Genomic DNA, 25,552 nt, shown 5'->3' with positions numbered 1-25,552 from the left:
CATTCGCCGATCCGGCTTCACCCTGGTGCGTATGACGCAGCCGGAACTGCTTGTCAGCACCCCCGTCCAGCAGGACGGGGACGCACCCCGCTACTCCCTCCTCGTCGCCCGTGACAGCGACGAGGTCGTCGCCGCGCAGAGACTGCGCCACGAGGTGTTCGCCGGTGAGATGGGGGCGACGCTGCACACCAGCGTGCCCGGCCACGACGTCGACGAGTTCGACGAGTACTGCGACCACCTCGTGGTGCGCGACGACCGCACCGGCGAGATCGTCGGCGGGTACCGGATGCTGCCGCCGGAGCGTGCCAGGGAGGCCGGGCGGCTCTACGGCGACGGCGAGTTCGACCTGAGCAACCTCGACGGCATCCGGAGCTCCACGGTCGAGACCGGCCGCTCGTGCGTGCACCCCGACCACCGCAACGGTGCCGTCGTCAGCCTCGTGTGGGCGGGCATCGCGCGGTACATGCTGCTCAGCGGCCACAAGTGGCTCGTCGGGTGCGCCTCGATTCCCCTGCAGGACGGTGGCAGCTTCGCGGCCGGCGTCTGGGACACGGTGCACGCCAAGCACTACGCGCCCGAGCAGTACCGGGTCACGCCGCACAACCCGTGGGACGTCGACGCGATCGCGCGCCCGGACAGGACCGTGCTGCCGCCGCTGCTCAAGGGTTACCTGCGGCTCGGCGCCAAGATCTGCGGACGGCCCGCGCTCGACGCGGACTTCGGCGTCGCCGACCTCTTCATCCTGCTCGGCATGGACCACGTGGACCAGCGCTACCTGAAGTTCTTCCTGGGGGAGACACCATGAGTCACGCCTGGATGCCCGCGTCGCCGTGCGGTGACGGGTGCGTCGGCAGCACGCCCGATGAGGTCGGCAGGCTCCGGCAGACCTGGCGCGCGATCATGGCGGTCACCGCGATCCTGTGCGGCGCGTGGATCGCCCTCGCGCTGCTGCTGCCGGGCAAGCAGCGCGAAAGCGTTGTGCGCCTGTGGTTCCACGCCATCCTGCGGGCGTTCGGCGTGCGGCTGGAAGTGCACGGCGCCAGGAGGTTCCAGGAGATCCCGAAGCGCGGCGTGCTCGTCGCGAGCAACCACGTGTCGTGGCTCGACGAGCTCGCGATCGACTCGGTGCAGCCCGTCAGGATCGTCGCCAAGAAGGACATCAAGAGCTGGCCCGTGCTCGGCCCGATCATCACCGCGGTCGGCACGGTCTACCTCGACCGCGAGAAGCTGCGCGAGCTGCCGCAGACCGTGAACGAGCTGGCCACGACCCTGCGCAACGGCAGCGCGGTCGCCATCCACGCCGAGGGCACGACGTGGTGCGGGCTCGCGTCCGGGCACTACAAGCCGGCGCTGTTCCAGGCCGCGCTCGACGCCGGTGTGCCGGTGCGGCCGATCGTGCTGCGCTACCGGATCGGCGACCACCTGACGACGCAGCCCGCGTTCGTCGGCAGCGACACCCTGATCGACTCGATCCGCCGGGTGCTCAAGGTCCGGGATCTGGTCGTCGAGGTCCACGTGCTGGACGAGATCGCCCCCGGACGCGCCGCAACCCGACGAGAACTGGCAAAACTTGCCGAAGAGCAATCAAACCGCTTGACCTCGACCGAGCTGGAGATTGCACCATCTACAGGTGACTCTCACCGCGCCCGTCCCGTCTCGCCTCTGGTCGCCTGAACGCCGCTGGCCCACCACCGGCATCCTCCTGCTGGTCACCCTCCTCGCCTTCGAGGCGATGGGTGTCGGCACGGCGATGCCCACCATGGTCCGCGAACTGCGGGGCGAGGCGCTGTACGCGTGGCCGTTCCTCGCGAACCTCGCGGCGAGCGTTATCGCGACGGTCTTCTCCGGACGGCTCTCGGACCGGCGCGGACCCAAGCCCGCGGTCCTGATCGGCGTGGTGCTGTTCCTCGCCGGGCTCGTGGTCGCGGGTGTCGCCGAGACGATGACGGTGCTGCTCGCCGGCCGTGCGCTGCAGGGCTTCGGCGCGGGGTTCCTGATCGTCGCGGTGTACGTGCTGATCGCGGTCGCCTACCCCGAGGACACCCGGCCCGCCGTCTTCGGCGCGCTGTCCGCGGCCTGGGTGATCCCGTCGCTGGTGGGACCGGCGGTCGCGGGCTGGGCGACCGAGCACCTGAGCTGGCGGTGGGTGTTCCTCGCGATCATTCCGCTGGTGCTGGTCGGCAGCGTGCTGCTCGTGCCGGTGCTGCGAGGTCTGCCACGGCACACGGAGGCTCCGCCGACGCGCAGGTACCTGCCGCTCGCCGCGGTCGCCGTCGGTCTCGGCGTGGCGGGTCTGAGCTGGGGGTTGCAGCACCGCACGTGGTGGCTGATCGCCGTGGCGTTGCTGCTGCTCGCGCCCGCACTACGCATCCTGCTGCCCAAGGGCACGCTCATCGCCCGCCGCGGCCTCCCCGTCACGATCCTCGCGCGCGGTCTGCTCGCGGGCACGTTCTTCGCGGTCGAGGGCTTCATCCCGCTCACGCTGAGCGTCGTGCACGGCTACTCGCCCCTGGAGGCGGGGATCCCGCTGACGCTGAGCGCGCTCGGCTGGGCCAGCGCGTCGATGTGGGCGTCGAGGCACCCCGAGATCGAGCGCTACACGCTCGTTCGCATCGGGTTCCTGTTCGTCGCGACCGGTGTCGCGGCCGTGACGCTCATCGCACCCACGTGGGGCCCGGCCTTCCTCACGCCGGTCCTGTGGGCCGTGGCGGGCGCGGGCATGGGCATGGCGACGTCCAGCGTCGGCGTGCTGATGATGGCCGCATCGCCCGAGGCCGACCGGGGTTTCAACTCAGCCGCGCTGCAGATCTCGGACATGCTCTTCTCCGCGACCATGATCGGACTCGGCGGTGTGCTCGTCCTGGCGACGGCGCCGACCTCGGGCGTGGTGGCGCTCAACCTGTCGATGGCGGCGTTGGCGGTGGTGGGAGCGATTCTGACCGGGCCCCGCATGCGGGCTACCCTGAAGACCTGATGGCTTATCTCGACCACGCGGCCACGACCCCCATGCACCCGCAGGCGGTCGCGGCCATGACCGAGGCGTTGTCCACCACGGGCAACGCCTCGTCGCTGCACACCTCCGGCAGGCGGGCGCGGCGGGCGATCGAGGAGGCCCGCGAGAACATCGCCGACGCCCTGGGCGCCCGGCCGTCCGAGGTGCTGTTCACCGGCGGCGGCACGGAGAGCGACAACCTCGCGGTCAAGGGCATCTACTGGGCCAGCGGCCGTCGTCGGGTGCTGGCCTCGGCCGTGGAGCACCACGCCGTGCTGGACGCGGTCGAGTGGCTGGAACGGCAGGGCGCCGACGTCACCTGGCTGCCCACCGACCGCTTCGGGCGCGTGTCACCGGAGTCGGTGGCCGAGGCTCTGGACGCTTCCGACGACGTCGCGCTCGTCACCACGATGTGGGCGAACAACGAAGTCGGCACCATCAACCCCGTGCACGAGATCGCCGCTGTGTGCGCCGCACGCGGCGTGCCGTTCCACACGGACGCGGTGCAGGCCGTGGGCGCGGTCCCGGTCGACTTCGCCGCGTCCGGCGCCTCCGCGCTGACCATGACCGGTCACAAGGTCGGCGGCCCGTACGGCGTGGGCGTGCTGCTGCTGGCGCGAGACGTGAAGTGCACGCCGTTGATGCACGGCGGCGGTCAGGAACGCGACGTGCGGTCCGGCACCCTCGACGTGCCGTCGATCGTCGGCCTGGCGCGCGCGGTGCGGATCTCGGTGGAGGAACAGGCTTTCCGGGCCGTCGAGATCGCGGCGCTGCGGGACGAGCTGATCGCGTCGGTGCGCGCGGTGGTGCCGGACGTGATCGTGAACGGCGACCCGGTGGACCGCCTGCCCGGCAACGCGCACCTGACGTTCCCCGGCTGCGAGGGCGACAGCCTGCTGATGCTGCTCGACGCACGCGGTGTCGAGTGCTCGACGGGCTCCGCCTGCACGGCCGGTGTCGCGCAGCCTTCGCACGTGCTCCTGGCAATGGGTGTGGAACCCGCGCTGGCGCGCGGTTCCTTGCGGTTCTCACTCGGGCATACGTCGACGCGTGCGGACGTTGAGAAGCTGGTGTCGGTCATCGGACCGGTGGTGGAGAGGGCCCGTACGGCGGGCCTGGCAGGCATGAGGCGTTCCCGGAAGGTGGTCAAGCAGTGAAGGTCCTCGCGGCGATGAGCGGCGGTGTCGATTCCGCGGTGGCGGCGGCGCGCGCCGTCGAAGCGGGACACGACGTGACAGGCGTGCACCTGGCGTTGTCGGCGAAGCCCGGCACCCTGCGCACGGGCGCACGCGGCTGCTGCACCATCGAAGACGCACACGACGCCCGCCGCGCGGCCGACCTGATGGGCATCCCGTTCTACGTCTGGGACTTCGCCGAGCGCTTCACCGAAGAGGTCGTCGAGGACTTCGTCGCGGAGTACGCGGCCGGCCGCACCCCGAACCCGTGCCTGCGCTGCAACGAGCGGATCAAGTTCGAGGCGCTGCTGGACAAGGCGATCGCCCTCGGCTTCGACGCCGTCTGCACCGGCCACTACGCGCGCCTGGAGATGGTCGGCGGCCGCCCCGAACTGCGCCGCTCCGCGGACATGGGCAAGGACCAGTCGTACGTGCTGGCGTCGCTGACCGCAGACCAGCTCGCGCACGCGATGTTCCCGTTGGGGGACACGACGAAGGACGACGTGCGCGCCGAGGCGGCGTCGCGCGGCCTGTCGGTCGCGAAGAAGCCGGACAGCCACGACATCTGCTTCATCCCGGACGGCGACACGCAGAAGTTCCTGGCGGGCCGCATGGAGACCAAGCCGGGCCTGCTGATCGACGACGCGACCGGCGCGGTGCTGGGCCGGCACGCCGGCGTGCACGAGTTCACCGTCGGACAGCGCAAGGGGCTCGGCATCGACGGCCCCGCCGCCGACGGCCGCCCGCGATACGTGCTGGCGCTGGAGCCCGTGTCCGGGAACGTGCGAGTCGGCGCGGCCGAAAAGCTTGCGGTGACGGGGATCTCGGCGTCCGCGCCGGTCGCGCACGTCGAGCTCGACGGGCCCGTCGAGTGCGTCGCGCAGGTGCGTGCGCACGGTGGCACGGCACCGGCCGTCGCCGAACTGGTCGACGGGGTGCTGCGGGTGCAGTTGCGCGAGCCGTTGAAGGGCGTGGCGCCCGGCCAGGCCGTGGCGATCTACCGCGAGGACGCGGCCGGCGACATCGTCCTGGCCAGCGCGACCATCGACGCGACCAGCTAGCTTCCCGCTAGCTTCAAGATCGCGAGTTATCCACAGGACAGCGACTTTCTGAACTGCGGTTTCGCGGACTCGCGTAGCCTGTGGATAGCGCGGGAACCGAAATCACGATTCGTTCGTTCCGCAAGGCAAGGAAGCGCGGGGGCCGGACCGGAAGGCTCAGCACTCGCAACGACGTACCAGTGGTCGTGACGTTGTCGAGTCGGTTGGTCGGCCTCGACCCCGACGAGGCTTCGCTCACGAGGCTTCGCTGACGAGGCTTCGCTGACGAGGCTTCGCTGACGAGGCTTCGCTGACGAGGCTTCGCCGCGACCGGCTAAATGGGTTGTAGCGCCCAGAAACGCTCACTAGCGTCGGCCGGGTGACGTTCATTGACACGGAGTTCGACCTCACCGCGAGGGCACGCGCCGCGTTTCGATGCTTCGTGACCGCGCCGGATCGCCGGAAGTCGTTGCGCGGCATCAGGAACGTGCTGCGGCCCGGCGATGCTCGCCGGGCCGGCGACCCGTTCTGGGCGGTACCCTTGGGCCGGGGTGCGCATCGGTGGCGCGCTATCGCGGCTGCCACTCCGAGTTCGCTCCGCACAGGAGCACGCAGGGCAACTCACTCGACACATCGCCCCTGAGGAACGCCGCGAACGCCGCCGCGCCCGCCGGTTCGACCGCGATCCGGAACTCCTCCCACAGCCGGTCCCGTGCCGAGAGGATCTCCTCGTCGGTGACCAAGGCTGAGGAAACGTTGTGCTGCTGCAGGATCTCCAGCGACAGCGAGCCCGCACGCGTGGCGCCGAGCGCGTCCGCGGCGATGGAGTTCACCACCGAGTCGACGGGTTCGCCGGCGGCCAGCGCGTTGTGCATGGCGCAGCAGTTCTCGGGTTCCACGGCGACGACGTGGCGTCCGCCTGAGGCCAGCGCGGCGCCCGCGACGAGTCCGCCGCCGCCGACCGCGACGAAGATCGTGTCGACGTCCGGGGCGTCCTCGACGATCTCCTGGGTGACCGTGGCCTGGCCCTCGATGACGGGCAGCGAGTTGTACGCCTCGATGTAGGGCAGATCGAGCTCGCGGGCAGCCGCGGCGGCTTCGGCGTAGGTGTTGCCGTGGCGGATCAGCTTGGCGCCCAACGCTTCGATGCGCCTTGTCTTGGTCTCGGGCGCGGTCACCGGGACGAACACGGTGGCGTGCGCGCCGAGCAGTTGCGCGGCCTGGGCGACGGCGATGCCGTGGTTGCCGCCCGAGGCGGTGACGACCTCGGAGACGTTCAGCGACAGCAGGGTGTTGACCGCGCCGCGGAGCTTGAAGGAGCCGGTGAGCTGCAGGTGCTCCAGTTTGAACACGAGCGGTCGCCCGTCGGCTGACACGCGCATGATCGGGGTGCGGCGGACGTACTGCGACAACGTTCTCATGAGACCAGCTTCCACAAGAACTGCACGAGAGTCACGATGCCCAGCAGGAAACACACCAGGACGAACGTGCCGCCGGCCATGACGATCAGGCAGGCGCCCCACGACGTCTCCTCGTTCGGGGTGTCGTCCAGGTCCTGCTGGAGCTGCACCCGCGCCTCCTGATACAGCGACGCGAGGCGGGTGCGGGCCGTCTCGGTCGGGGCCTCGTCTACGCGGCCCTGCCATGAGAGCGCGACCAGACGGGAGTCGGCGCGGCGGTACGCGCGTTCGAAGGCCAGTAGTTCGTCGGGATCCCGTTCGTCGGAGAGGTAGGTCCAGCGGCCTGCCTGAGCCGGCTGGCCGAGTACGCGGTAGACCTCGGCGAGGCGTTCGCGCAGGTCGAGCCGCTGCGGGTAGGTGCCCACGAGCCCGGCGACGCGCTGACGTGCGCGAAGCACGCTGGCGAGGTCGCCTCTGTGCAACTCCTCGGCCGCTTTGTGGAGCGTCAGCTCTACCGGCATGAAGATTAGTTTTGCAGGTAGGGCTAGCTTTGACCCGTGTTCGGCCTATCGCTGCTGGTCTCCGGCCTCGCCTGGTGGCTGGGTCTTTACCTGCTCGCCCGCGACCCCCGCAAGCCGCTCCTGTGGTGGGCGGGCGCCGGGATGATCGGCTATTCGGCGGCGGTCGTCGCGCCGAATCCGGTGCTCCTCGCGGTGCCCGCGCTGGCCTGGACGGGCGCGGTCCTGGTGCTCGCCCGGCCCGAGTTGATCAGGTGGTGGCTCGTCGCGCTGCTGCCGTTCTTCGCGGCGTCCTTCTTCGTGCCGTGGATCGTATTGCTCCCGCTGGCCGCGGCAACGGTCCTAGCCATAAGAAAACGTGCTTACTTTTCACTCGTTGGAGTGATGTTCGGGCTCTCGGCAGGTGCGTTCCTGCTGGGATTGCTGCCCGACGCGATCACGTTGCCGTCGCTCGGGTTCGACGTGGTGGTCTTCGGGATCCTCGTCGCCGTCACGGACGCGGTCGAGGAGGGGGAGGCGATCCGCGCGGACATGCTGCGGTCACTGGTCATCTCGGGCTTCACGGCGGTGCTGTTCGGATCCCAGGTGATCTTCTTCGGCGGACCGGACCTGCTCGTCTTCACGACCGTGGCGGCGGCGATCGCGGTCCAGGTGCTCGCGAACCCCCTCGCGTCCGTGGTCGACCGCCTCGCCGTGCCGTCCGTCGCGGCGGAACGCGCCGAACTCCGCGACGCCGCCGAGGCGTTGCCCAAACGCCCGCCGCTGGTGACCGAGGACGACGCGGAGTTCGCCCGCCTCACCCGCAAGGCGCTCAGCCACTACGGCGATCTCGGAAAGCTCGTCGCCAGTCCGTTGATCGCACTGACCGACGACGGCCCGCCGCTCGATCGGGCCGCGCAGTTGAAAAGCATGCTGCTCGCGAGCATTCAACGGCTCAAGCCTCTGGACGGCGATTTCGGCACGAGCGACGAATGGCGTTACTACAACGCCGTGTACTTCTACTACGTCAAGGGAATCCGCCCGTATTCGGTCCGGACCAAGCGCGAGGACCTCGACGCGGAGGATCGCCGCGCGCTGCAGTGGTTCGTGACACAGGTGCCGGAACGGACCCTGCACAACTGGCAGAACGCCGCCGCACGCCTGGTCGCGGCCGACCTGATGGCAGGAGTTGGCAGCACTTGACGTGGCTTTGGCAGCGTTGACCGGGCGATGGTCGGGCCATGTTGAAATTCGCTTTGAAACTCGACGGTGTCGCTTCGTTCACGCTCGGTCTGCTGACCCTGCTGATTCGCCCGGAAGTCGGGATGCCGGTGGGCTGGCAGATCGGACTCGGTTCTTTCTGCGTGGTCTACGGCGCGGGAGTGTTCTTCTTGGGAACCCGCGCCACCCCGGACCGCCGAATCGTGCTGCTGGTCATCATCGGAAACCTCGTCTGGGCCACCGACAGCATTCTCACCGCGGGACTGAGCTGGTTCCCGCTCACCGGCATCGGCGTCGCGCTCGTGCTGGCCCAGGGACTCGCGGTGCTCGGCTTCGCGGTCCTGCAGTTCATCGGCCTCAGGCGCGAAGGGTCCGCGACCGGCCGCGGAACTCAGCCACGATCTCGGTCCCTCGCCTGACCGTGATGTCGTAGATCCCGCTGCGACCGAACCGGGTCCGTTCCACCGCCTCCGCCACCAGTTCGTCGCCCTCGTGCACGGGCCGGATGAAGTCGATCTCAGCCGTGGCGGCGACGGTGACGGACCCGGTTCTGTTACAGGCACAGGCGAACGCGCTGTCCGCCAGCAGGAACAGGTAGCCGCCGTGCGCGATGCCGTGGCCGTTGATCATGTTCTCCGTGACCGTCATCCGCAGCAACGCATACCCGTCGCGCAGGTCGACGGGCTCGATGCCCAGGGCGGTGGACGCCTTGTCGGCGGCGAGCATCTCGGCAGGACCATTCATTCGTGGCAGCGTAATCACCCTGGCGGTGGTGTCACGCAGCGTTGGGCCCGCCTTACTGTCCGACTGGCTTGATCGCTCAACATCGGAGGAGGTCAACATGGGTGGTTGTTCCTGCTGTGGCGGGTGCACGGGTCCGGGCTGCGGATGCTGCAGCTCCTGCTAACTGCTTCGGATGTGTGAGGGCCGTTGCGGGGACGGAAGTCCCCGCAACGGCCTTCTTTCTACGGGTGGAAAGGGAGTGGTGCAGGACCACGGGGCGCGTCGCGGTCCTGCACCACGTACAGGGAGGCGCCCACACGTTCAGCGCCTGCTCAATCACGGTAAGTGGCCTAGACCATAGCGTCAATGGGTCTAGACCTCTTCTGTCTGCCGGACAGTGGAACAATCCGGTGGGTGCGTGGAGCAACTGGAATCGGATCGCTGCCCGGAACCGACATCGACGAGGCGGCGCGCGTCGTCGTCGGAGAGCTGCCTGAGCTGCCGCACGTCCCGGAGCTGCCTGGCCGGGGAGTCGGTGCGGACATGATCGGCCGCACCGCCGGCCTGCTGGTCGACCTCGCGATCGAGGTCGTCACCTCCGGCTACCGCGTGACCCCGCGCGCCGGCCGTGACCACCGCCGTGCCGTCGACCTGCTGCGGGGCGACCTGGACGCGTTCGACGAGGCGCTGGAACGTGCGGGGGCGCGGCCTGAGACGGTCAAGGTGCAGGCCGTCGGGCCGTGGACGCTGATGTCGAACATCGAACTGATGCGCGGCCATCGGGTGCTCACGGACCCAGGGGCGGTGAAGGAGTTCGCCGCGTCGCTCGCCGAAGGTCTCAAGCAGCACGCGGCCGAGGTCGCCAAGCGCACCAAGGCGAAGGTCGTCGTGCAGCTCGACGAACCGGGTCTGCCCGCCGTGCTGCAGGGTCTGTTGCCGACGCCGTCCCAGCTCGGCACCGTGGCCGCCGTGCCGGGGCCGGACGCCCGCGCGGTGCTCGCCACCGTCATCGACGCGTTGAAGGACCACGAGGTCGTGGTGCACTGCTGCGCGCCGCACCCGCCGCTGACGTTGCTCCGCGAGGCGGGCGCGACGGCCATCGCGTTCGACGCGAGGTTGATCAAGGGCGCGGAGGCGCTCGACGAGATCGGCGAGACGTGGCAGGCGGGCACGACGCTGGCGCTCGGGCTGGTGCCGAGCACCGATCCCGGCGCGCCGGTCGCGCTCAAGGAGGTCGGGCAGCGGGCGTTCACCCTGGCCGACCGTCTCGGCTTCCCGCGGTCGATCCTCGCCGAGCAGGCGCTGCCGACTCCGACCTGCGGACTAGCGGGTGCATCGTCCACTTGGGTCAAACGCGCACTCTCGTTGACGCGTGACCTGTCCTCGGCGTTTTCGGAACCGCCTGAGGGCTGGTGATGTCCGGTTTGTGGGGCTAGTCTGCTGCGAACTGTTAGGAAACTTTCTTAACCGAAGGCCGAACGCCGAGGCCTGGACCGGGAGTTCCCCTCATGCGCATCAGACTTGCGGCCCTCGTCGCCGCAGTGCTCACAGGCGTGGTCGTGGCGCCTGCACAGGCCGTTCCCACCGGCCAGATCCGGCTGGATCAGGTCGGGTTCGGCACCTCCGAGCAGAAGCACGCCTACGTGCTCGGAGGCGCCGCCGACACGAAGTTCTCCGTTGTGGACAGCCGCGGCCGGACCGTGCTGACCGGTAGGACGGGCGCCTCGACGGGCTCGTGGAGCGACAAGTTCCCCGCGGTGCACCCGATCGACTTCTCCGCGTTGAAGAGGCGGGGGACGTACCGGATCAAGGTCGGCACGACGACCTCCCCGGTGTTCAGGGTCGACTCGCTGAAGAAGCTGTTCTCGCCGGTCGCGCACAACACCGTCGAGTTCTTCCAGGCGCAGCGCGACGGCGCCGACGTCATCCCCGGCAGGCTGAACCGCAAGCCCGCGCACCTCACCGACCGCGAGGCGCTCGTCTACGAGGCGCCGGTGTTCGCGGGCGAGGGCGGCGACCAGATCGCGGCGCCGTTGAAGCCCACGGGCGCGAAGGTCGACCTCGAAGGCGGCTGGTTCGACGCCGGTGACTTCGTGAAGTTCACGCACGCCTCGTCGTACTCGACCGCGTCGATGCTGCTGGCGTTGCGTAACAAGCACAACGCCGCGCTCTACAACGAGGCCAAGTTCGGCCTCAAGTGGCTCGACAAGGCGTTCGACGAGAAGACCGGCACGCTCTACGCGCAGGTCGGCATCGGCACGGGCTCCGAGGAGTTCGGCTTCGTCGGCGACCACGACGTGTGGCGCCTGCCCGAGGCCGACGACAAGCTCAACGTCAAGCCGGGCGACAGCGAGTACTTCATCAAGCACCGCCCCGTCTTCCGCGCGAACGTCGCCGGCGAGAAGATCAGCCCGAACCTGGTCGGCCGGGTGGCCGGCTCGTTCGCGCTGGCCGCCCAGATCGAGGCCGACCGCAACCCGCGTGCCGCCCGTGCGTACCTGGACAAGGCCGCGCAGCTGTTCGCACTGGCCAAGACCGAGAACGTCGGCGAGCTCGTGACGGCGTTCCCGCACGCGTACTACCCCGAAGAGTCGTGGACCGACGACATGGAGTTCGGCGCGACGCAGCTCGCGCTGGCCGCCAAGGCGTTGCACGACAAGCGTTACGGGCAGTTCGCCCGCGCGGCCGCGCACTGGGCCAAGGAGTTCCTCGAGACGCAGGACCCGGACACGCTCAACGTCTACAACATCTCCGCGCTCGGCCACGCCGACCTCGCGAAGCTGCTGAAGAAGGGCATCCCGGGCGCCGAGGTGACCGAGAAGCAAATCATCGGCGACATCCGGCGCCAGCTGCAGAAGGGCGCGGACGCCGCCAGGACGTCGCCGTTCCGCACCGCCGCCAACGTCGAGACCTGGGACGTCGGCTCGCGCACGTTCGGCTACATCACCACCGCGGCGCTGTACCAGAAGCTCACCGGCTCCAAGGAGTACGCGACCTTCGGCACGCAGCAGCGCGGCTTCGCCCTCGGCACCAACGCCTGGGGCACCTCGCTGATCGTCGGCGTCGGCACGAAGTTCCCCGAGTGCCCGCACCACCAGGCCGCGAACCTCTCCGGTTCGGTGAACGGTGGCTCGAAGGTCCTGGTCGGCGCCGTGATCAACGGTCCGAACGACGCAACGCTCTTCGGTGACCTCGGTGAGATGCCGCCTGGTTCCGTCAGCTGCACCAAGCCGTACACGCTGGAGTTCAACAACGCGAAGTCCGTGTTCGCCGACGACCTGCGCTCGTGGCCCAGCTCCGAGCCGGCCATCGACTTCACGGCGACGGGCGTGCTCGGCTTCTCGCTGATCGCCCACTCCTGAGTGGCGCCGGCGCGGGCCTGGGTGTCCAATTCGGACTTGTGCTCAGGCTCGCGCTGGTCTTCGTCTTGCTCATGTCCGGTACCGCACATGCGTTGCCGTTGGACGTGAGGTGCCGAGTTCCCGGCGTGCACGACGCGGACGTCATCCGCGCCGTGCACGCCGTTGGTCTTTCTCTGCGCGTGAGCGACAAGGTGATGCTCGCCGGCTTCGAGGCCGGCTGGGTCGAGTCGCACATGAACAACCTGTCGTGCGGTGACCGCGACTCGTTGGGCGTGTTCCAGCAGCGGCCGTCGATGGGGTGGGGAACGCCCGAGCAGATCATGGACGTGTCCTATGCGGCGCGGCGGTTCTTCGAGTACGCGGTGCGCGTGGACCGGCCGGAACTCTCCGCCGGGCTGCTCGCCGACGCGGTGCAGCGGTCCTGCTGCCCGGAGCGGTACGACCAGGCTCAGTCGCGTGCCGGGTCGATGCTGCGGCAGGCGTGGCAGGGCGGGCCCGAGGTCGTGGGCGGCGTCGTCCACGTGGTCCAGGACGGCGACGTCTGGGCCGGCGGCTCGCGGCTGAGCACCTCGGGTGACTTCGTCGGACGGCCTTCGGTGGCCGGGCACTCCGTGTACGCACGGACGGCTCGCGGCGAGGTCAGGGCGTTGGCCCGCGGCGCCGCGCGGACCGTGGCCTCGGGTGTGGCCGCCGATCCCGAAGCGGTGGTTCGTCCTGACGGAACGGTGGACCTGTACGCCGTGCTGGCCGACGGCAGCGTCGCGAAACTGTCAGACCTGCCTGAGATGATTGGGATGGGGGGCGGATCCCCCCAGGGGGCCCTCCAGTCCGGATCGATTCCGAGCTGGCAGCCGGTGAGCGCGGCCGGCTTCGCGGCGGGCAAGCCGTCCGCCGTCGCCTACCCGGACGGGTCCGTGGTCGTGTACGTCAGGTCCGGCGACAAGCTCATGGCCGGCCCCGCTGGAGCGTGGCGCGAGATCGCCCGGTCCCTCGAAGCCTCACCCGAAGCGGTTCTCCGTCCAGACGGGACGGTCGGCGTCCACACCCTGATCGCCGGACGCCCGCACCGCCTCACCACCACCTGGGAACCGTTGGGCGAAGCCCGTTTCATCGACACCGTGTCCGCACAGCCCGATGGCACGGTCTACGCGCGCACGGCCGAAGGCAGCGTGCTCAAAGCCGGTTGAACGGCTCCGCGTACCGGAACGCGCCCGCGGGCACGTCACCGAACAGCCGCGCCTGGAAGTACGGCGCCCACTCCGGCACCGGCGGCGTGATCCCGAACTCCGAGGCGAGCCGGAAGCCGAACCGCGAGTAGTAGTCCGGCGAACCCAGCAGGATGACCGCGCGCTCGCCGCGAGCCTCAGCCGCACCGAGAACCGCGTGCATCAACGCCGACCCGATACCGTCGCGCTGATGCGACGGATGCACGGCGATCGGCCCGAGCCCGAGAGCGGGCACGTCGCCGACGTACCCGCGCGTGCACACGACATGCCCGAGCACGCCGTCCTCCACCAGTGACAACTCCGGGATCCAGCCCTCGTCCGCGCGCAACCAGTCGATCAGCGGACCCTCGGGCCCGTTCTTGAAGGCCAAATCGGTCACGGCCCGGATGGCGTCGATGTCTGCGGGTGTCTCCCGCCGGATCAGCATGAGGCGCACTGTGGCCAAACCCGTCGCCGCGCGCCACTCAGTTTCCGCCGCCATAATTCGCGGCGTGGTCGTGAGACAGACCGTGATGGTGTGCGTACTTGCCGTGCTGGCCTATCTCGGCGTGTGGTGGGCGTTCAGTGGAACCGACGAACCCGCCCAGCCGGCGTCCATGTTCCTCACGGACTACTCCAAGGCCGAGAAGGGCAGTTGCGTGCGGTTCAACGGCCCCGGCGAGAACGACCAGGGCCTGACCGTCATCGGCTGTGACCAGGACAGGGCAGCGCTGAAGATCGGGACCGTGCTCCCGGAGACGAGCGGCAAGTGCCCGCGCGGTGACTACAAGGTGTTGCGCGACACCAGGCACAACGCGGCGCTGTGCCTGCTGCCCAACGCCGAGCGCGGCGACTGCTTCGAGTTCGACACCGACGACCTGCAGAGGTCCGTCGTGTCCAAGTTCGACTGCGCGGCGCCGCGGGTGAACGTGCAGGTCGTCGAGATAGCGGACGAAAGTTGCCCCGCAGAGGCCGAACTCGGTGTTCCCTATGAGGACATGACGCTCTGCCTGAGGAGGGTGCGTTGATCGTCTTCGAGGGTCCCGCCGAGTTCGACGCGTGGCTGCACGAGAACGGCGCGAACGAGACCGAGCTGTGGCTCAAGTACGCCAAGAAGGGCTCGGGGATCAGGACGATCACCTACGGCGAGGCGCTGGACGTCGCCTTGTGTCACGGCTGGATCGATGGACTCACACGGTCCGTGGACGAGACCTACTACTCGCAACGGTGGACGCCTCGGCGTCCGCGGAGCAAGTGGTCCAAGCGCAACTGCGGCAAGGTCGAGGAACTCATCGCGGCGGGCAAGATGCTGCCCGCCGGGCTCGCCGAGATCGAGAAGGCCAAAGCGGACGGACGCTGGGACGCCGCCTACGCGGGACCGGCGACGATCGAGGTGCCGGACGACCTCACCGAGGCGTTGCAGGCCAACCCCAAGGCAGCCGAGTTCTTCAAGACGCTCAACAGCCAGAACAGGTATGCCGTGCTGCTGCGCATCCACGACGCGAAGAGGCCGGAGACACGGCAAAGGCGCATCGCCCAGTTCGTTGAAATGCTGGCGGACGGACGCAAGCTCTACTCTTGAGAATCATGAAGTGGTTCCGCCGCCGCAAAGCCGAAGACGTCGCCCCGACCCACCTGCCGAACGCCGAGGAAGCAGCGCAACGCTTCTGGGAACGGTGGTTCGAGCTGGTACCCGTGGTCAGCGCGGCGCTGGGCGACGGCGAACCGCACCGCGTCGAGGACGAGCTCAACGACCTGGTGAGCGCGTTGCACCCGGACCTGGTGTTCTCTCTCGAGCAGGGCCACATGGCCATGTACGCGCTGGTGATCACGGGTCAGGAAGACCCGAGGCTGCGCCCGTACACCGACGCGTGGATCAACGCCGCGCCGCCGTCGGACATGGTGTGGGAGTTCCACGACTCGGTGCCGCCGGTGCCGGACCCGACCGAGGTGATCGTGAACCTCGGCCAGGTGAGGATGCGGCTGGGTGACTACCGCGTGGTGGCCCAGGTGGACGGTGACGTCGTGGACGTCGCGGTCTACCACCCGGCGCTGGCCGGCCTGAGCGACCAGCACCGGCAGACGATGACGTTCCTGCCCCTGGACGTCACTCTGGGCGAGCGGCTGGCCGGGGAGCGGCTGCGCCGCGTGGAGACCGCGGAACTCGAGCCGCAGGGCACGATCAGCCTGCTGGAGCTGCGTTCCCTGGTGCGCGAACTCGCCGGGCAGGCGGAGCGCTGAAAACTGTCGGACCTGGTCACTAAGCTGTGGAACGTGACCAGCGAGAGCATTGAAGACGTCCCCGCAGAGGTGCGCGAGCGGCATGCCGTGCTCGCGGAAGAGGTGCGCTCGCACCAGTTCCGCTACTACGTGCTGGACGATCCGATCGTCACCGATGGTGAGTTCGACGCGATGCTCAAGCAGCTGGAGGCACTGGAGGCCGAGCATCCCGGCCTCGCCACGCCCGAGTCGCCGACGCAGCTCGTCGGGGGCACGTTCTCGACCGAGTTCAAGGCGGTCGACCACCTGGAGCGCATGCTCAGCCTGGACAACGTCTTCGCCCAGGACGAGCTGACGGGCTGGTTCGAGCGGGTCGGGAAGGAGATCGGCTCCGGCACGCACTTCCTGTGCGAGCTGAAGATCGACGGCCTCGCGATCAACCTCCTCTACGAGAAGGGCCGGCTGACGCGGGCGCTCACCAGGGGCGACGGCCGCACCGGCGAGGACGTGACGCTGAACGTCCGCACGATCGCGGACGTCCCGGTGGTGCTGAAGGGTTCCGCCGAGTACCCGGTGCCCGACCTGGTCGAGGTGCGCGGTGAGGTCTTCTTCGCGGTCGAGGATTTCCTGGCTTTGAACGCCTCGCTGGTCGAGCAGGGCAAGCCGCCGTTCGCGAACCCGCGCAACACCGCCGCCGGGTCGTTGCGGCAGAAGGATCCGAAGGTCACGGCCTCGCGCAAGCTGCGGATGATCTGCCACGGCATCGGCAGGACCCGGGGCTTCGAGGTCGCCAGCCAGTCGCTGGCCTACGAGGCGCTGAAGGCCTGGGGCCTGCCGGTCTCCTCGCACACCGAGGTGCTCACCGACCCGGCGGCCGTGCGCGGGAAGGTCGAGTACTGGGGCGAGCACCGGCACGACGCGGTCCACGAGATCGACGGGCTCGTGGTCAAGGTCGACGAGGTGGCGCTGCAGCGGCGCCTGGGCACGACGTCGCGGGCCCCGAGGTGGGCCATCGCGTACAAGTACCCGCCGGAGGAGGCCACCACCACCCTGCTCGACATCCAGGTCCAGGTGGGCCGCACCGGCCGGGTGACGCCGTTCGCCGTGATGGAGCCGGTGAAGGTGGCCGGCTCGACGGTCGCGCGGGCCACGCTGCACAACGGGTCGGAGGTCAGGCGCAAGGGCGTGCTGATCGGCGACCGCATCGTCATCCGCAAGGCGGGCGACGTGATCCCCGAGGTGCTCGGCCCGGTGCTGGCCGCGCGCCCGGCCGACGCGCGCGAGTTCGAGATGCCGGTGAGGTGTCCCGAGTGCAACTCGGTGCTGCGCCCGATGAAGGAGGGCGACGTCGACATCCGCTGCCCCAACGCGGAGACGTGCCCCGGCCAGCTGCGCGAACGCCTGGCGTACCTGGCCTCCCGCGCCGCACTCGACATCGAGGTGCTCGGCTACGAGGCGGCCGCGGCGATCACCGAGTCCACGATCTACACGAACGAGGCCGACCTGTTCGACCTCGACGCCGAGGCGTTGCGGCAGGTCGAGCGCTTCACGACGAAGAACGGCGAGCTGTCCGCGAACGCGCTGAAGCTGATCGACAACCTGGAGGCGGCCAAGGAGCGTCCTCTGTGGAGGGTGCTGGTAGCACTGTCGATCCGTCACGTCGGCCCGACGGCCGCCCGCGCGCTGGCCCAGCAGTTCGGCTCGATGGACGCGATCATCGAGGCCGAGGAGGAGGCCCTCGCCGGTGCCGAGGGCGTCGGCCAGACCATCGCGACGGCGGTGGTCGAGTGGCGGGAAACGGAGTGGCGCCAAGGCGTCGTGCAGCGCTGGCGGGCCGCCGGCGTGCGGATGGAGGACGAGCGCGACGCGTCCATCGTCCGCAACCTCGAAGGCCTGTCCATCGTGGTCACCGGCTCGCTGACGGAGTACTCGCGCGACTCGGCCAAGGAGTCGATCCTCGCCCGCGGCGGCAAGGCGGCGGGCTCGGTCTCCAAGAAAACCGCTTTCGTGGTGGTCGGCGACTCGCCAGGATCCAAGTACGACAAGGCCATCTCGCTGAAGGTGCCGGTCCTGGACGAGGCGGGCTTCACCGTTCTGCTGGAGCAGGGCCCGGACGCGGCGAGGGAGGTGGCCCTCCCCGGCGACGAAGGCTCAGTGGAGGAAGGCGCAGATGGCTGACCTGATCATCCGCCCGGCGACGGAGGCCGACCTGCCGGCGGTCGGCTCCGTCACGGTCGAGGCCTACGTCACCGACGGCTTCGTGGGTGCCCACGACGGCTACGCGACCGTCCTCGCGGACGCCGAGTCCCGCTTCCGCGCCGCCGAACTGCTCGTCGCCCAGGACGAGTCGGGCACCGTCCTGGGCTCCGTGACGGTGGTGCGCCCCGGCACGCCCTACGCGGAGATCTCCCGGCCGGGCGAGCTGGAGTTCCGCATGCTGGCGGTGTCGGCGGCGGCGCGCGGCCGTGGTGTCGGCGAGGCCCTGGTGCGGGCGGTGTTCGACAGGGCGCGCGCGGCGGGCGCGACCCACGTCGTCCTGTCGTCGTCGGAGAAGATGCTGGCGGCGCACCGGTTGTACGAGCGGCTGGGGTTCACGCGGCTGCCGGAGCGCGACTGGACGCCGCTGCCGGGCGTGAACCTGGTGGCGTACGCGTACGGAACACCGCTCTGAGCAACCCCGTTCGAGGCCGTGCGTCCACAGGACAACCGCGCGGATGGGGGTTCGCGATGAGATCAGCCGCTGTACTGCTCGCAGCCGCGTTTCTGCTGGCTGCTTCGGCCGCTCCGAAGCAACTGGCCGACGACGACCGGCGCCGGATCGAACAACTGGCGCAGCGCTACTTCGAGCGCCGGGCGGACAAGGTCACCAGCCTCCCGTGGCGGCCGGGCTTCGGCGTGCCCACGACCGAGGCGCTGGCCGCCCAGCTGAGCGTCGACGAGGCCAGGCTGGAACGCGGCCGCGAGCGGCGCGGGGCGTTCCCGGACGGCGGCTACTCCCGCGCTCACGTCACCACGACGCCGAGGCGGGTCCAGGTCGACCAGGACGGCACCGTCGTCCTGCACCTCCACGAGCACACCGACCTGTACTTCGAGAAGTCCACGACCGTCGACCACACCGGTTACGGCATGCCGCACGTGCTGATCTTCACTCCTTCCGCGGCAGGCTGGGTGCTGGCGGCCGCGATGTATCCACCGGGCTCCGTGTGCAAGGTTCCGCCGGAAACGCAGTTCTGCGGCTCCAGGTCAGAGCGATGACATGATCCGCGCCCGCAGCTCGGGATCACCCGCAGCCTGCTCGTACAGCAGCTCCCGCAGCACCTCGGGCGGCAGCGATCTCAGCACGTCCTTGAGCTCCACGTCCTCGGCGTCCGGCGGCGGCACCGTCTCGCCCCGGTCGAGCAACACCAGCCCGACAGCCACGCAATGCTTGCAGAAGAACCCCTCCGACCCGTGCGGACAGCTGCACGCCCCCACCAGATGAGTCCCCGACCACGACAGTTCCACCGCGTACGCGTCCTCGTCACCACCCCGCACCCGCGCCGCCACGTGCCGGCTGTGCACCCGCAGGGACAGCACAGCTTCGCGGTAGGTCAGGCCGCGCCAGTACGACTTGGTACCCGCGCGGTGCAGCAGCAGCTCGGTGGTGAGGGTCGTCGACACGGGGGTCATCCAACCGGGTGACCGCAGAAAGGATCAACATGATCGCGATCGGCCCACTCGAACCCGCGGACCGAGCCAGGTGGCAGGAGCTCTTCGAGGGCTACAACACCTTCTACGAACGCACGCTGCCGGCGGAGACCTACGACGAGAAGTGGGAAGCGTTCCAGGCGAACAAGAACATCCACGCCCTATGCGCCCGCGCCGACGGCGTCCTCGCCGGCATCACCCACTTCTTCAAGCACCCCAGCACGTCCGGCCCGGACGTCTGCTACCTGCAGGATCTCTTCACCACCCCCGAGGCGCGCGGCCGGGGTGTCGGCCGCGCGCTCATCGAGGCGGTGACGGACTGGGCGCGGCAGCAGGGCTGCTGCCGCGTCTACTGGCACACCGGCGAGGGCAACGAGACCGCCCGCAGGCTCTACGACCAGGTCGCGGAGAAGACGCCGTTCGTCCACTACCGAATCGTGCTCTAACGGGCCGTCGTCTCCAGGTCCAGCAACGTCACGGCCGCGCGGAAGTACCTGTTGGTGCCCAGGTCCCGCACGGTCTTGATGTTGAACGCGGCTTTCAGCTTCTCGGCGTCACCGGCGCTCACGCCCTGCAGCGCGTCGACCGGGGCGTCCAGGATCTCGGTGAGCGGGAGGTTCTCGTAGGCCTTGTCGAGGAGCATGTCGAGGTTCACCGTGATGGCCATGATCTTCATACCTCCGGGAAGTGGGGTGATCACGGCAGATTCTGGAGTCAGATCCGGTATTCCGCAGAACGAGTCATGGCTTCCGGCGCTTGAGCGCGACGACGATCACCGCCGCCAGCGCGAGCACGCCGGCCACACCCAACGCCAGATCGCCCGTCGCCAGACCGTTCTCCTGTGCCAACACCAGGGCCAGTCGCATGAGGCCAACCTAGCCCTTGGAGCAACGCCGCGCGAAGGATTGTGTGGGACCGTATGAGGTGTGCTGCAAGCCTGCCTGAACGGCTCCCGCACAGCCGAGGAGCACCCGGCCCTGCCGTTGTCCCCAGAGCGCCTCGCCGAGGACGCGGCTGACGTCGCCGCGCTCGGCGTCACGTCCGTGCACATCCATCCGCGCGACGTCATCGGCGCGCTCACGCTCGTCGGGCCCGAGGTGGCCACGACGATCGCGACCGTCCGCGCCGCCGTGCCCGGCATCGAGATCAGCGTGTCCACCGATGTTCCCGGCAACCAGGGCACGCTGATCGGCAGCTGGGCGCCGCTCGCGGCGGGCCGGCCGGACATCGCCTGCGTGCACGTCGGCCGGCCTGGGTGGCGTGACCTGGCCCAGGCCCTGCACCAGGTCAACGTCAGGGTCGAGCTCGTCGTCGAAGCTCCGGCGCGGTTGACCGAACTGCCCCCGAGCGTCAGCCGGATCACGGTGGTGGCGACGCGCGCCACGGCCGAAAGCCTGCTGGCCGAAGTGGAACCGCTCGGCCTGCCGATCCTGCTGCACGGCAGGGACGCCGAGGCCTGGTCCGTCCTCGACTACGCCGCGCTGCTCGAACACCACGTGCGCATGGGCCTGGAGGACACGCTGCACATGCCCGACGGTCGCCGGGCCAAGAACAACGCCGAGCTGGTCGCGCTGGCCCGCCGACGCCAGCGGTCCAGGGCTCCGCGCTAGTCGGGGAGTACCACGGCGACGATGCCGGCCAGGTGCGCCAGGCGTGCCACCTCGGCCGCGCGGAACATCGGGCCGCCCGGCCGGCCGACGACGAGCACGCGGTCCGGCTTGCCCAGCGGCGTCGCGGCGAGTTCGGTGCCCAGCTCGCGCCAGGTCTCCGGTACCCACTCCTCCTCGCCGTCGAGCACGGTCGCGCGCTCCAGCGGGAACCACGGCACGTCCGCCATCCGCGTCTCCGGGGCGGCCGAGGACGCGGTCAGCCGGTTGATGCCGGTGCCCTCCGGTCCGACGACGACGGCCCAGCCGGCGCGGATGATCTTCGGGACGCCCTCGGTGAAGATCTCGAGGCCCTTCTTGGGCTCCTCGGCGATCTCCTCCACGAGCTCCAGCTCGCGATGGGTGTCCAGGATGCCCGCGTAGGGGCGCACCGCGTCGACCTCGACGCCCTCGATGGACTCGGCGGCGGTGATCAGGGTGTCCGGCAGGCGGCCGGACGGGAGCTCGACCACGAGGTCGTCGATGGCGATGCCGGAACCGCGTTCCACCACGTCGACGCTGAGTATGTCCGCCCCGATCTCGCCCAAAGCCGTTGCGACCGCGCCGAGGGTGCCGGGACGGTCCGGGAGCTGGACCCGGATCAGGAACGACAAGGTGAACGCCTCCATAGCTCGTGCGCGAGACCCCGCGTCTTGCGCCGTTGCCGGTCGGTGATTCTCGCAGACGCATCGTCGGCGCATGACCTGCTGTCCGCGTTGCGGAACGGTTAAGTTGACGTGCCGGTCAGCGACAGAGGCGGTAACCCGTTCGAAGGCGCGCCTGACCAGCCCATAGACTCACGGGGTTCCCGATTCGTATCCCGACCCTACGGGGGTTGACAGGAGTGCCCAGCATCTCCCGCGACGAGGTCGCGCACCTGGCGAAGCTCGCCAGGCTGGCTGTTACCGAGGACGAGCTCGACTTGTTCGCCGGACAGCTCGACGTGATCCTCCAGTCGGTGGCCTCGGTTGGCGACATCGCCACGGCCGACATCCCGCCGACGTCGCACGCCGTTCCGCTGACCAACGTCTTCCGCGAGGACGTGGTCCGTCCGAGCCTCGGTCAGCAGCAGGCGCTCTCCGGCGCTCCTGAGGCCGAGGACGGCCGGTTCCGCGTGCCCCGCATCCTGGGTGAGGAAGCATGACCAACGACCTGATCCACGCGACCGCGGCGGAACTCGCCGCGAAGATCCACAGCGGCGAGGTCTCCAGTGTCGAGGTCACCCAGGCCCACCTGGACCGCATCGCCGAGACCGACGGGAAGGTCCACGCCTTCCTGCACGTCGACACCGAGGGCGCGCTCGCGCAGGCCCGCAGGGTCGACGAGGCCGTCAAGGCCGGTGAGCAGGTCTCGCCGCTCGCCGGTGTGCCGCTGGCGCTCAAGGACGTCATGACGACCGAGGGCGTGCCGACCACGGTCGGTTCCAAGATCCTCGAAGGCTGGATCCCGCCCTACGACGCCACGGTGACGCGCAAGCTCAAGGAAGCCGGCGTCGTCATCCTCGGCAAGACGAACATGGACGAGTTCGCCATGGGTTCGTCGACCGAGAACTCGGCGTACGGCCCCACGCACAACCCGTGGGACCTCGACCGCATCCCCGGCGGCTCCGGCGGTGGCTCGTCCGCCGCGCTGGCCGCTCTGCAGGCGCCGCTGGCGATCGGCACCGACACCGGTGGCTCGATCCGCCAGCCCGGTTCCGTCACCGGCACCGTCGGCGTGAAGCCCACCTACGGCGGTGTTTCCCGCTACGGCCTCGTGGCGTTCTCCAGCTCTCTGGACCAGGCCGGTCCGTGCGCGCGCACGGTGCTCGACGCCGCGTTGCTGCACGAGGTCATCGCGGGCTACGACCACATGGACTCCACGTCCATCAACGCGCCCGTGCCGCCGGTCGTCGCCGCGGCCCGCGAGGGTCTGAGCGGTGACCTGTCCGGCCTGCGCATCGGTGTCGTCACGCAGTTCACCGGCGAGGGCTACCAGCAGGGCGTGCTGCGCAGCTTCGAGGCCGCCGTGTCGCAGCTCAAGGAGCTCGGCGCGGAGATCGCGGACGTGTCGTGCCCGAGCTTCGACTACGCGCTCCCGGCGTACTACCTCATCGCGCCGAGCGAGTGCTCGTCGAACCTCGCCCGGTTCGACGCCATGCGCTACGGCCTGCGCGTCGGCGACGACGGCACGCGCAGCACCGAGGAGGTCATGTCGCTGACCCGTGAGGCCGGCTTCGGCCCGGAGGTCAAGCGCCGCATCATGATCGGCACGTACGCGCTGTCGTCCGGCTACTACGACGCGTACTACGGCTCGGCGCAGAAGGTCCGCACGCTGATCACGCAGGACTTCGCGAAGGCGTTCGAGAAGTTCGACGTGCTCATCTCCCCGACCACGCCGACCACGGCGTTCAAGATCGGCGAGCGCGCGAACGACCCGATGGCCATGTACAAGGCCGACCTCTGCACCATCCCCGCGAACCTCGCGGGCACGCCGGCCATGAGCGTCCCGAGCGGCCTGTCCGATGAGGACGGAATGCCGGTCGGCCTGCAGATCATGGCTCCGGCGCTGCAGGACCACCGCATGTACCGGGTGGCCGCCGCCTACGAGGCCGCGCGCGGCGCGTTCGGAGGTCCGTCGCTGTGAACATCAAGAAGGCCAGGGGCCTCCTCGGTATTGCCGGTGCCGTCGCGGGAGCCGTGGGAGCGTTCTCCGGCTTCCGGGCCGCGCGGGCGAATAACGACAAGCTGGCCCTGGCGAACGCGATCGCGAGCATCACCGTGGCGATCACCGGCGCGGCGCTGGCCATCCGTGCTCTGCGGAAGGACGAGTTGGCATGACCTCTCTGGTTGAGCTGATGGACTACGACGAGGTCGTCGAGAAGTACGACCCCGTCCTGGGCCTGGAAGTGCACGTCGAGCTGCACACCAACACGAAGATGTTCTGCGGCTGCGCCAACACCTTCGGCGGTGAGCCGAACACGAACACCTGCCCGACGTGCCTCGGCCTGCCGGGCGCGCTGCCGGTGGTGAACGCCAAGGCGATCGAGTCCGCGATGCGCATCGGTCTCGCGCTGAACTGCGAGATCGCGCAGTGGTGCCGGTTCGCGCGGAAGAACTACTTCTACCCGGACATGCCGAAGAACTTCCAGACGTCGCAGTACGACGAGCCGATCGCGTTCAACGGCTGGCTCGACGTGACGCTGGACGACGGCGAGGTCATCCGCGTCGAGATCGAGCGCGCGCACATGGAGGAGGACACGGGCAAGTCGCTGCACGTCGGCGGCGCCACCGGTCGCATCCACGGCGCCGAGCACTCGCTGCTCGACTACAACCGCGCCGGCGTGCCGCTGATCGAGATCGTCACGAAGATGATCCCCGGCACTCGCGAGCGCGCCCCCGAGGTCGCCCGTGCGTACGTCACGGCGCTGCGCGACCTGCTCAAGGCGCTCGACGTGTCCGACGTCCGCATGGACCAGGGCTCGCTGCGCTGCGACGCGAACGTCTCCCTGTCGCCGAAGACCACCGGCGCCCTGGGCACCCGCACCGAGACCAAGAACGTCAACTCGCTGCGCAGCGTCGAACGCGCCGTCCGCTTCGAGATGACGCGCCAGGCCGCGGTGCTGGAGTCCGGCGGTGAGGTCACCCAGGAGACCCGCCACTTCGACGAGTCGTCGGGCAGCACGTCGCCGGGCCGCAAGAAGGAGACGGCGGAGGACTACCGCTACTTCCCGGAGCCCGACCTGGTCCCGATCGCGCCGTCGCGCGAGTGGGTCGAGGAGCTGCGCCTCACCCTGCCCGAGCTCCCCTGGGAGCGCCGCGCGCGCATCCAGAAGGACTGGAACCTCACCGACGAGGTCCTCCGCGACCTGGTCAACGCCAACGCGCTGGACGTCATCATCGCCACCGTAGAGGCGGGCGCGAAGCCGGACGAGGCCCGCTCCTGGTGGGTGTCGTACCTCGCGCAGCAGGCCAACTCGAAGGGCATCGAGGTCACCGACCTCGCCATCACCCCGGCCCAGGTGGCGAGGGTGATCGAGCTGGTGAACGCGGGCACGCTGACGAACAAGCTCGCCCGCGAGGTCGTCAACGGCGTCCTGGAGGGCGAAGGCTCCCCGGACGACGTCATCGAGAAGCGCGGCTTCAAGGTCGTCTCGGACGACTCGGCGCTGGAGAAGGCCGTCGACGAGGCCCTCGCGGCCCAGCCGGATGTCGCCCAGAAGATCCGCGACGGCAAGGTCCAGGCGGCCGGCGCCATCGTCGGCGCGGTCATGAAGGCCACCAAGGGCCAGGCGGACGCCGCACGCGTGCGCGAGATCGTGCTCGCACGCTGCTCGTAGATACACATTCGCCATAAAAATCACAAAGGGTCACCTGTTCGTGCAGGTGACCCTTTGTGATCTTAG

At 69.4% G+C, this 25,552-nt stretch carries 30 protein-coding genes; 22 read left to right on the top strand and 8 right to left on the bottom strand.

Annotated elements, in window-relative coordinates; all coding sequences use genetic code 11:
• The first annotated feature begins 31 nt into the window (after positions 1 to 31).
• The 5 genes from BLR21_RS24225 to mnmA are packed head-to-tail and all read left to right on the top strand — an operon-like array spanning position 32 to position 5,228.
• Positions 32 to 805: a GNAT family N-acetyltransferase gene (locus BLR21_RS24225; protein WP_090008562.1), complete on the top strand. Its 774-nt coding sequence runs from the start codon at positions 32 to 34 to the stop codon at positions 803 to 805.
• Complete coding sequence (locus BLR21_RS24220) at positions 802 to 1,674, top strand: lysophospholipid acyltransferase family protein (protein ID WP_090008560.1); 873 nt, start codon at positions 802 to 804, stop codon at positions 1,672 to 1,674. The genes BLR21_RS24225 and BLR21_RS24220 overlap by 4 nt, the downstream gene beginning before the upstream one ends.
• The gene (locus BLR21_RS24215; RefSeq protein ID WP_256334905.1) at positions 1,631 to 2,974 is read left to right on the top strand and encodes an MFS transporter; all 1,344 of its coding nucleotides are present in this window, start codon (positions 1,631 to 1,633) and stop codon (positions 2,972 to 2,974) included. The genes BLR21_RS24220 and BLR21_RS24215 overlap by 44 nt, the downstream gene beginning before the upstream one ends.
• On the top strand, positions 2,974 to 4,149 hold the full coding sequence (locus BLR21_RS24210; RefSeq protein WP_090008556.1) for a cysteine desulfurase family protein: 1,176 nt from the start codon (positions 2,974 to 2,976) through the stop codon (positions 4,147 to 4,149). Before BLR21_RS24215 ends, BLR21_RS24210 begins: the two co-directional genes overlap by 1 nt.
• Positions 4,146 to 5,228, top strand: a complete 1,083-nt coding sequence (gene mnmA / locus BLR21_RS24205) for a tRNA 2-thiouridine(34) synthase MnmA (protein WP_090008553.1) — start codon at positions 4,146 to 4,148, stop codon at positions 5,226 to 5,228. Before BLR21_RS24210 ends, mnmA begins: the two co-directional genes overlap by 4 nt.
• 548 nt (positions 5,229 to 5,776) lie before the next feature.
• Here the strand turns inward: mnmA and BLR21_RS24200 are convergent.
• Both BLR21_RS24200 and BLR21_RS24195 read right to left on the bottom strand, forming a co-directional pair.
• The gene (locus BLR21_RS24200; protein WP_090008551.1) at positions 5,777 to 6,628 is read right to left on the bottom strand and encodes a serine/threonine dehydratase; all 852 of its coding nucleotides are present in this window, start codon (positions 6,626 to 6,628) and stop codon (positions 5,777 to 5,779) included.
• Positions 6,625 to 7,128 carry a DUF6584 family protein gene (locus BLR21_RS24195; protein WP_090008549.1) on the bottom strand — a complete coding sequence of 168 codons (504 nt, stop codon included), beginning with the start codon at positions 7,126 to 7,128 and terminating at the stop codon, positions 6,625 to 6,627. The genes BLR21_RS24200 and BLR21_RS24195 overlap by 4 nt, the downstream gene beginning before the upstream one ends.
• A 36-nt stretch (positions 7,129 to 7,164) precedes the next feature.
• On the opposite strand from BLR21_RS24195, the gene BLR21_RS24190 reads away from it, so the two are divergent.
• Together BLR21_RS24190 and BLR21_RS24185 are read left to right on the top strand one after the other, a co-directional pair.
• Complete coding sequence (locus BLR21_RS24190) at positions 7,165 to 8,307, top strand: hypothetical protein (protein ID WP_090008547.1); 1,143 nt, start codon at positions 7,165 to 7,167, stop codon at positions 8,305 to 8,307.
• Between the two features lie 38 nt (positions 8,308 to 8,345).
• The gene (locus tag BLR21_RS24185; RefSeq protein WP_143027854.1) at positions 8,346 to 8,744 is read left to right on the top strand and encodes a hypothetical protein; all 399 of its coding nucleotides are present in this window, start codon (positions 8,346 to 8,348) and stop codon (positions 8,742 to 8,744) included.
• On the opposite strand, the gene paaI is transcribed toward BLR21_RS24185, so the two are convergent.
• Complete coding sequence (gene paaI / locus BLR21_RS24180; RefSeq protein ID WP_090008543.1) at positions 8,683 to 9,069, bottom strand: hydroxyphenylacetyl-CoA thioesterase PaaI; 387 nt, start codon at positions 9,067 to 9,069, stop codon at positions 8,683 to 8,685. The genes BLR21_RS24185 and paaI overlap by 62 nt on opposite strands.
• A gap of 345 nt (positions 9,070 to 9,414) precedes the next feature.
• Between paaI and BLR21_RS24175 the strand changes: the two genes are divergently transcribed.
• The 3 genes from BLR21_RS24175 to BLR21_RS24165 all read left to right on the top strand — a co-directional run bounded on the left by BLR21_RS24175 (position 9,415) and on the right by BLR21_RS24165 (position 13,597).
• Positions 9,415 to 10,464, top strand: a complete 1,050-nt coding sequence (locus BLR21_RS24175) for a methionine synthase (protein WP_090008541.1) — start codon at positions 9,415 to 9,417, stop codon at positions 10,462 to 10,464.
• A gap of 92 nt (positions 10,465 to 10,556) precedes the next feature.
• On the top strand, positions 10,557 to 12,410 hold the full coding sequence (locus BLR21_RS24170) for a glycoside hydrolase family 9 protein (RefSeq protein ID WP_090008539.1): 1,854 nt from the start codon (positions 10,557 to 10,559) through the stop codon (positions 12,408 to 12,410).
• A 38-nt stretch (positions 12,411 to 12,448) separates the two neighbouring features.
• Positions 12,449 to 13,597 carry a hypothetical protein gene (locus tag BLR21_RS24165; protein ID WP_090008537.1) on the top strand — a complete coding sequence of 383 codons (1,149 nt, stop codon included), beginning with the start codon at positions 12,449 to 12,451 and terminating at the stop codon, positions 13,595 to 13,597.
• Here BLR21_RS24165 and BLR21_RS24160 read toward each other — a convergent pair.
• The gene (locus BLR21_RS24160) at positions 13,584 to 14,063 is read right to left on the bottom strand and encodes a GNAT family N-acetyltransferase (RefSeq protein WP_090008842.1); all 480 of its coding nucleotides are present in this window, start codon (positions 14,061 to 14,063) and stop codon (positions 13,584 to 13,586) included. The two genes, BLR21_RS24165 and BLR21_RS24160, sit on opposite strands and share 14 nt — an antisense overlap.
• Positions 14,064 to 14,127: 64 nt before the next feature.
• On the opposite strand from BLR21_RS24160, the gene BLR21_RS24155 reads away from it, so the two are divergent.
• Genes BLR21_RS24155 through BLR21_RS24130 form a run of 6 tightly spaced genes read left to right on the top strand, consistent with a single transcriptional unit; the run spans position 14,128 to position 19,090 of the window.
• Positions 14,128 to 14,643 (top strand): LppU/SCO3897 family protein, encoded by a 516-nt coding sequence (locus BLR21_RS24155; RefSeq protein WP_143027853.1) that lies wholly within the window; start codon positions 14,128 to 14,130, stop codon positions 14,641 to 14,643.
• The gene (locus BLR21_RS24150) at positions 14,640 to 15,197 is read left to right on the top strand and encodes a YdeI/OmpD-associated family protein (protein ID WP_218130952.1); all 558 of its coding nucleotides are present in this window, start codon (positions 14,640 to 14,642) and stop codon (positions 15,195 to 15,197) included. Before BLR21_RS24155 ends, BLR21_RS24150 begins: the two co-directional genes overlap by 4 nt.
• 5 nt (positions 15,198 to 15,202) lie before the next feature.
• Entirely contained in the window at positions 15,203 to 15,856 is a 654-nt protein-coding gene (locus tag BLR21_RS24145) for a hypothetical protein (RefSeq protein WP_090008532.1), read from the top strand.
• Positions 15,857 to 15,889: 33 nt separating this feature from the next.
• Entirely contained in the window at positions 15,890 to 18,013 is a 2,124-nt protein-coding gene (gene ligA / locus BLR21_RS24140; protein ID WP_256334904.1) for an NAD-dependent DNA ligase LigA, read from the top strand.
• Entirely contained in the window at positions 18,006 to 18,506 is a 501-nt protein-coding gene (locus tag BLR21_RS24135) for a GNAT family N-acetyltransferase (RefSeq protein ID WP_090008528.1), read from the top strand. Before ligA ends, BLR21_RS24135 begins: the two co-directional genes overlap by 8 nt.
• Positions 18,507 to 18,562: 56 nt before the next feature.
• Complete coding sequence (locus BLR21_RS24130; protein WP_090008526.1) at positions 18,563 to 19,090, top strand: hypothetical protein; 528 nt, start codon at positions 18,563 to 18,565, stop codon at positions 19,088 to 19,090.
• Here BLR21_RS24130 and BLR21_RS24125 read toward each other — a convergent pair.
• A complete protein-coding gene (locus tag BLR21_RS24125; RefSeq protein ID WP_051770835.1) occupies positions 19,079 to 19,495 on the bottom strand; it encodes an SWIM zinc finger family protein in 417 nt (138 codons plus the stop codon). The genes BLR21_RS24130 and BLR21_RS24125 overlap by 12 nt on opposite strands.
• A gap of 38 nt (positions 19,496 to 19,533) precedes the next feature.
• Between BLR21_RS24125 and BLR21_RS24120 the strand changes: the two genes are divergently transcribed.
• Positions 19,534 to 19,968: a GNAT family N-acetyltransferase gene (locus tag BLR21_RS24120; RefSeq protein ID WP_090008524.1), complete on the top strand. Its 435-nt coding sequence runs from the start codon at positions 19,534 to 19,536 to the stop codon at positions 19,966 to 19,968.
• Here BLR21_RS24120 and BLR21_RS24115 read toward each other — a convergent pair.
• Both BLR21_RS24115 and BLR21_RS43955 read right to left on the bottom strand, forming a co-directional pair.
• On the bottom strand, positions 19,965 to 20,189 hold the full coding sequence (locus BLR21_RS24115) for a hypothetical protein (RefSeq protein ID WP_030479789.1): 225 nt from the start codon (positions 20,187 to 20,189) through the stop codon (positions 19,965 to 19,967). The genes BLR21_RS24120 and BLR21_RS24115 overlap by 4 nt on opposite strands.
• Positions 20,190 to 20,262: 73 nt before the next feature.
• Positions 20,263 to 20,388, bottom strand: coding sequence for a hypothetical protein (locus BLR21_RS43955; RefSeq protein WP_256334903.1), 126 nt, complete (start codon positions 20,386 to 20,388; stop codon positions 20,263 to 20,265).
• Between the two features lie 60 nt (positions 20,389 to 20,448).
• Here BLR21_RS43955 and BLR21_RS24110 point away from each other — a divergent pair, with 60 nt between their 5' ends.
• On the top strand, positions 20,449 to 21,132 hold the full coding sequence (locus BLR21_RS24110) for a 3-keto-5-aminohexanoate cleavage protein (RefSeq protein ID WP_090008522.1): 684 nt from the start codon (positions 20,449 to 20,451) through the stop codon (positions 21,130 to 21,132).
• On the opposite strand, the gene BLR21_RS24105 is transcribed toward BLR21_RS24110, so the two are convergent.
• Positions 21,129 to 21,782: an ACT domain-containing protein gene (locus tag BLR21_RS24105; RefSeq protein ID WP_030479787.1), complete on the bottom strand. Its 654-nt coding sequence runs from the start codon at positions 21,780 to 21,782 to the stop codon at positions 21,129 to 21,131. The two genes, BLR21_RS24110 and BLR21_RS24105, sit on opposite strands and share 4 nt — an antisense overlap.
• Before the next feature lie 230 nt (positions 21,783 to 22,012).
• Here BLR21_RS24105 and gatC point away from each other — a divergent pair, with 230 nt between their 5' ends.
• From gatC to gatB, 4 genes are read left to right on the top strand one after another with little or no spacing between them, the layout of a single operon-like run.
• The gene (gene gatC / locus BLR21_RS24100) at positions 22,013 to 22,312 is read left to right on the top strand and encodes an Asp-tRNA(Asn)/Glu-tRNA(Gln) amidotransferase subunit GatC (protein ID WP_030467875.1); all 300 of its coding nucleotides are present in this window, start codon (positions 22,013 to 22,015) and stop codon (positions 22,310 to 22,312) included.
• Entirely contained in the window at positions 22,309 to 23,793 is a 1,485-nt protein-coding gene (gene gatA / locus BLR21_RS24095) for an Asp-tRNA(Asn)/Glu-tRNA(Gln) amidotransferase subunit GatA (RefSeq protein ID WP_090008521.1), read from the top strand. Before gatC ends, gatA begins: the two co-directional genes overlap by 4 nt.
• The gene (locus tag BLR21_RS24090; RefSeq protein ID WP_256334902.1) at positions 23,790 to 23,987 is read left to right on the top strand and encodes a hypothetical protein; all 198 of its coding nucleotides are present in this window, start codon (positions 23,790 to 23,792) and stop codon (positions 23,985 to 23,987) included. Before gatA ends, BLR21_RS24090 begins: the two co-directional genes overlap by 4 nt.
• Positions 23,984 to 25,486, top strand: coding sequence for an Asp-tRNA(Asn)/Glu-tRNA(Gln) amidotransferase subunit GatB (gene gatB, locus BLR21_RS24085; protein WP_090008520.1), 1,503 nt, complete (start codon positions 23,984 to 23,986; stop codon positions 25,484 to 25,486). The genes BLR21_RS24090 and gatB overlap by 4 nt, the downstream gene beginning before the upstream one ends.
• Positions 25,487 to 25,552 lie beyond the last annotated feature (66 nt).

The organism is Lentzea albidocapillata subsp. violacea (assembly GCF_900100275.1).
Taxonomy (GTDB): Bacteria; Actinomycetota; Actinomycetes; order Mycobacteriales; family Pseudonocardiaceae; genus Lentzea; species Lentzea violacea.
Note: the sequence above shows the minus strand (reverse complement) of the source record. Positions and strands in the feature narration are given on the sequence as shown.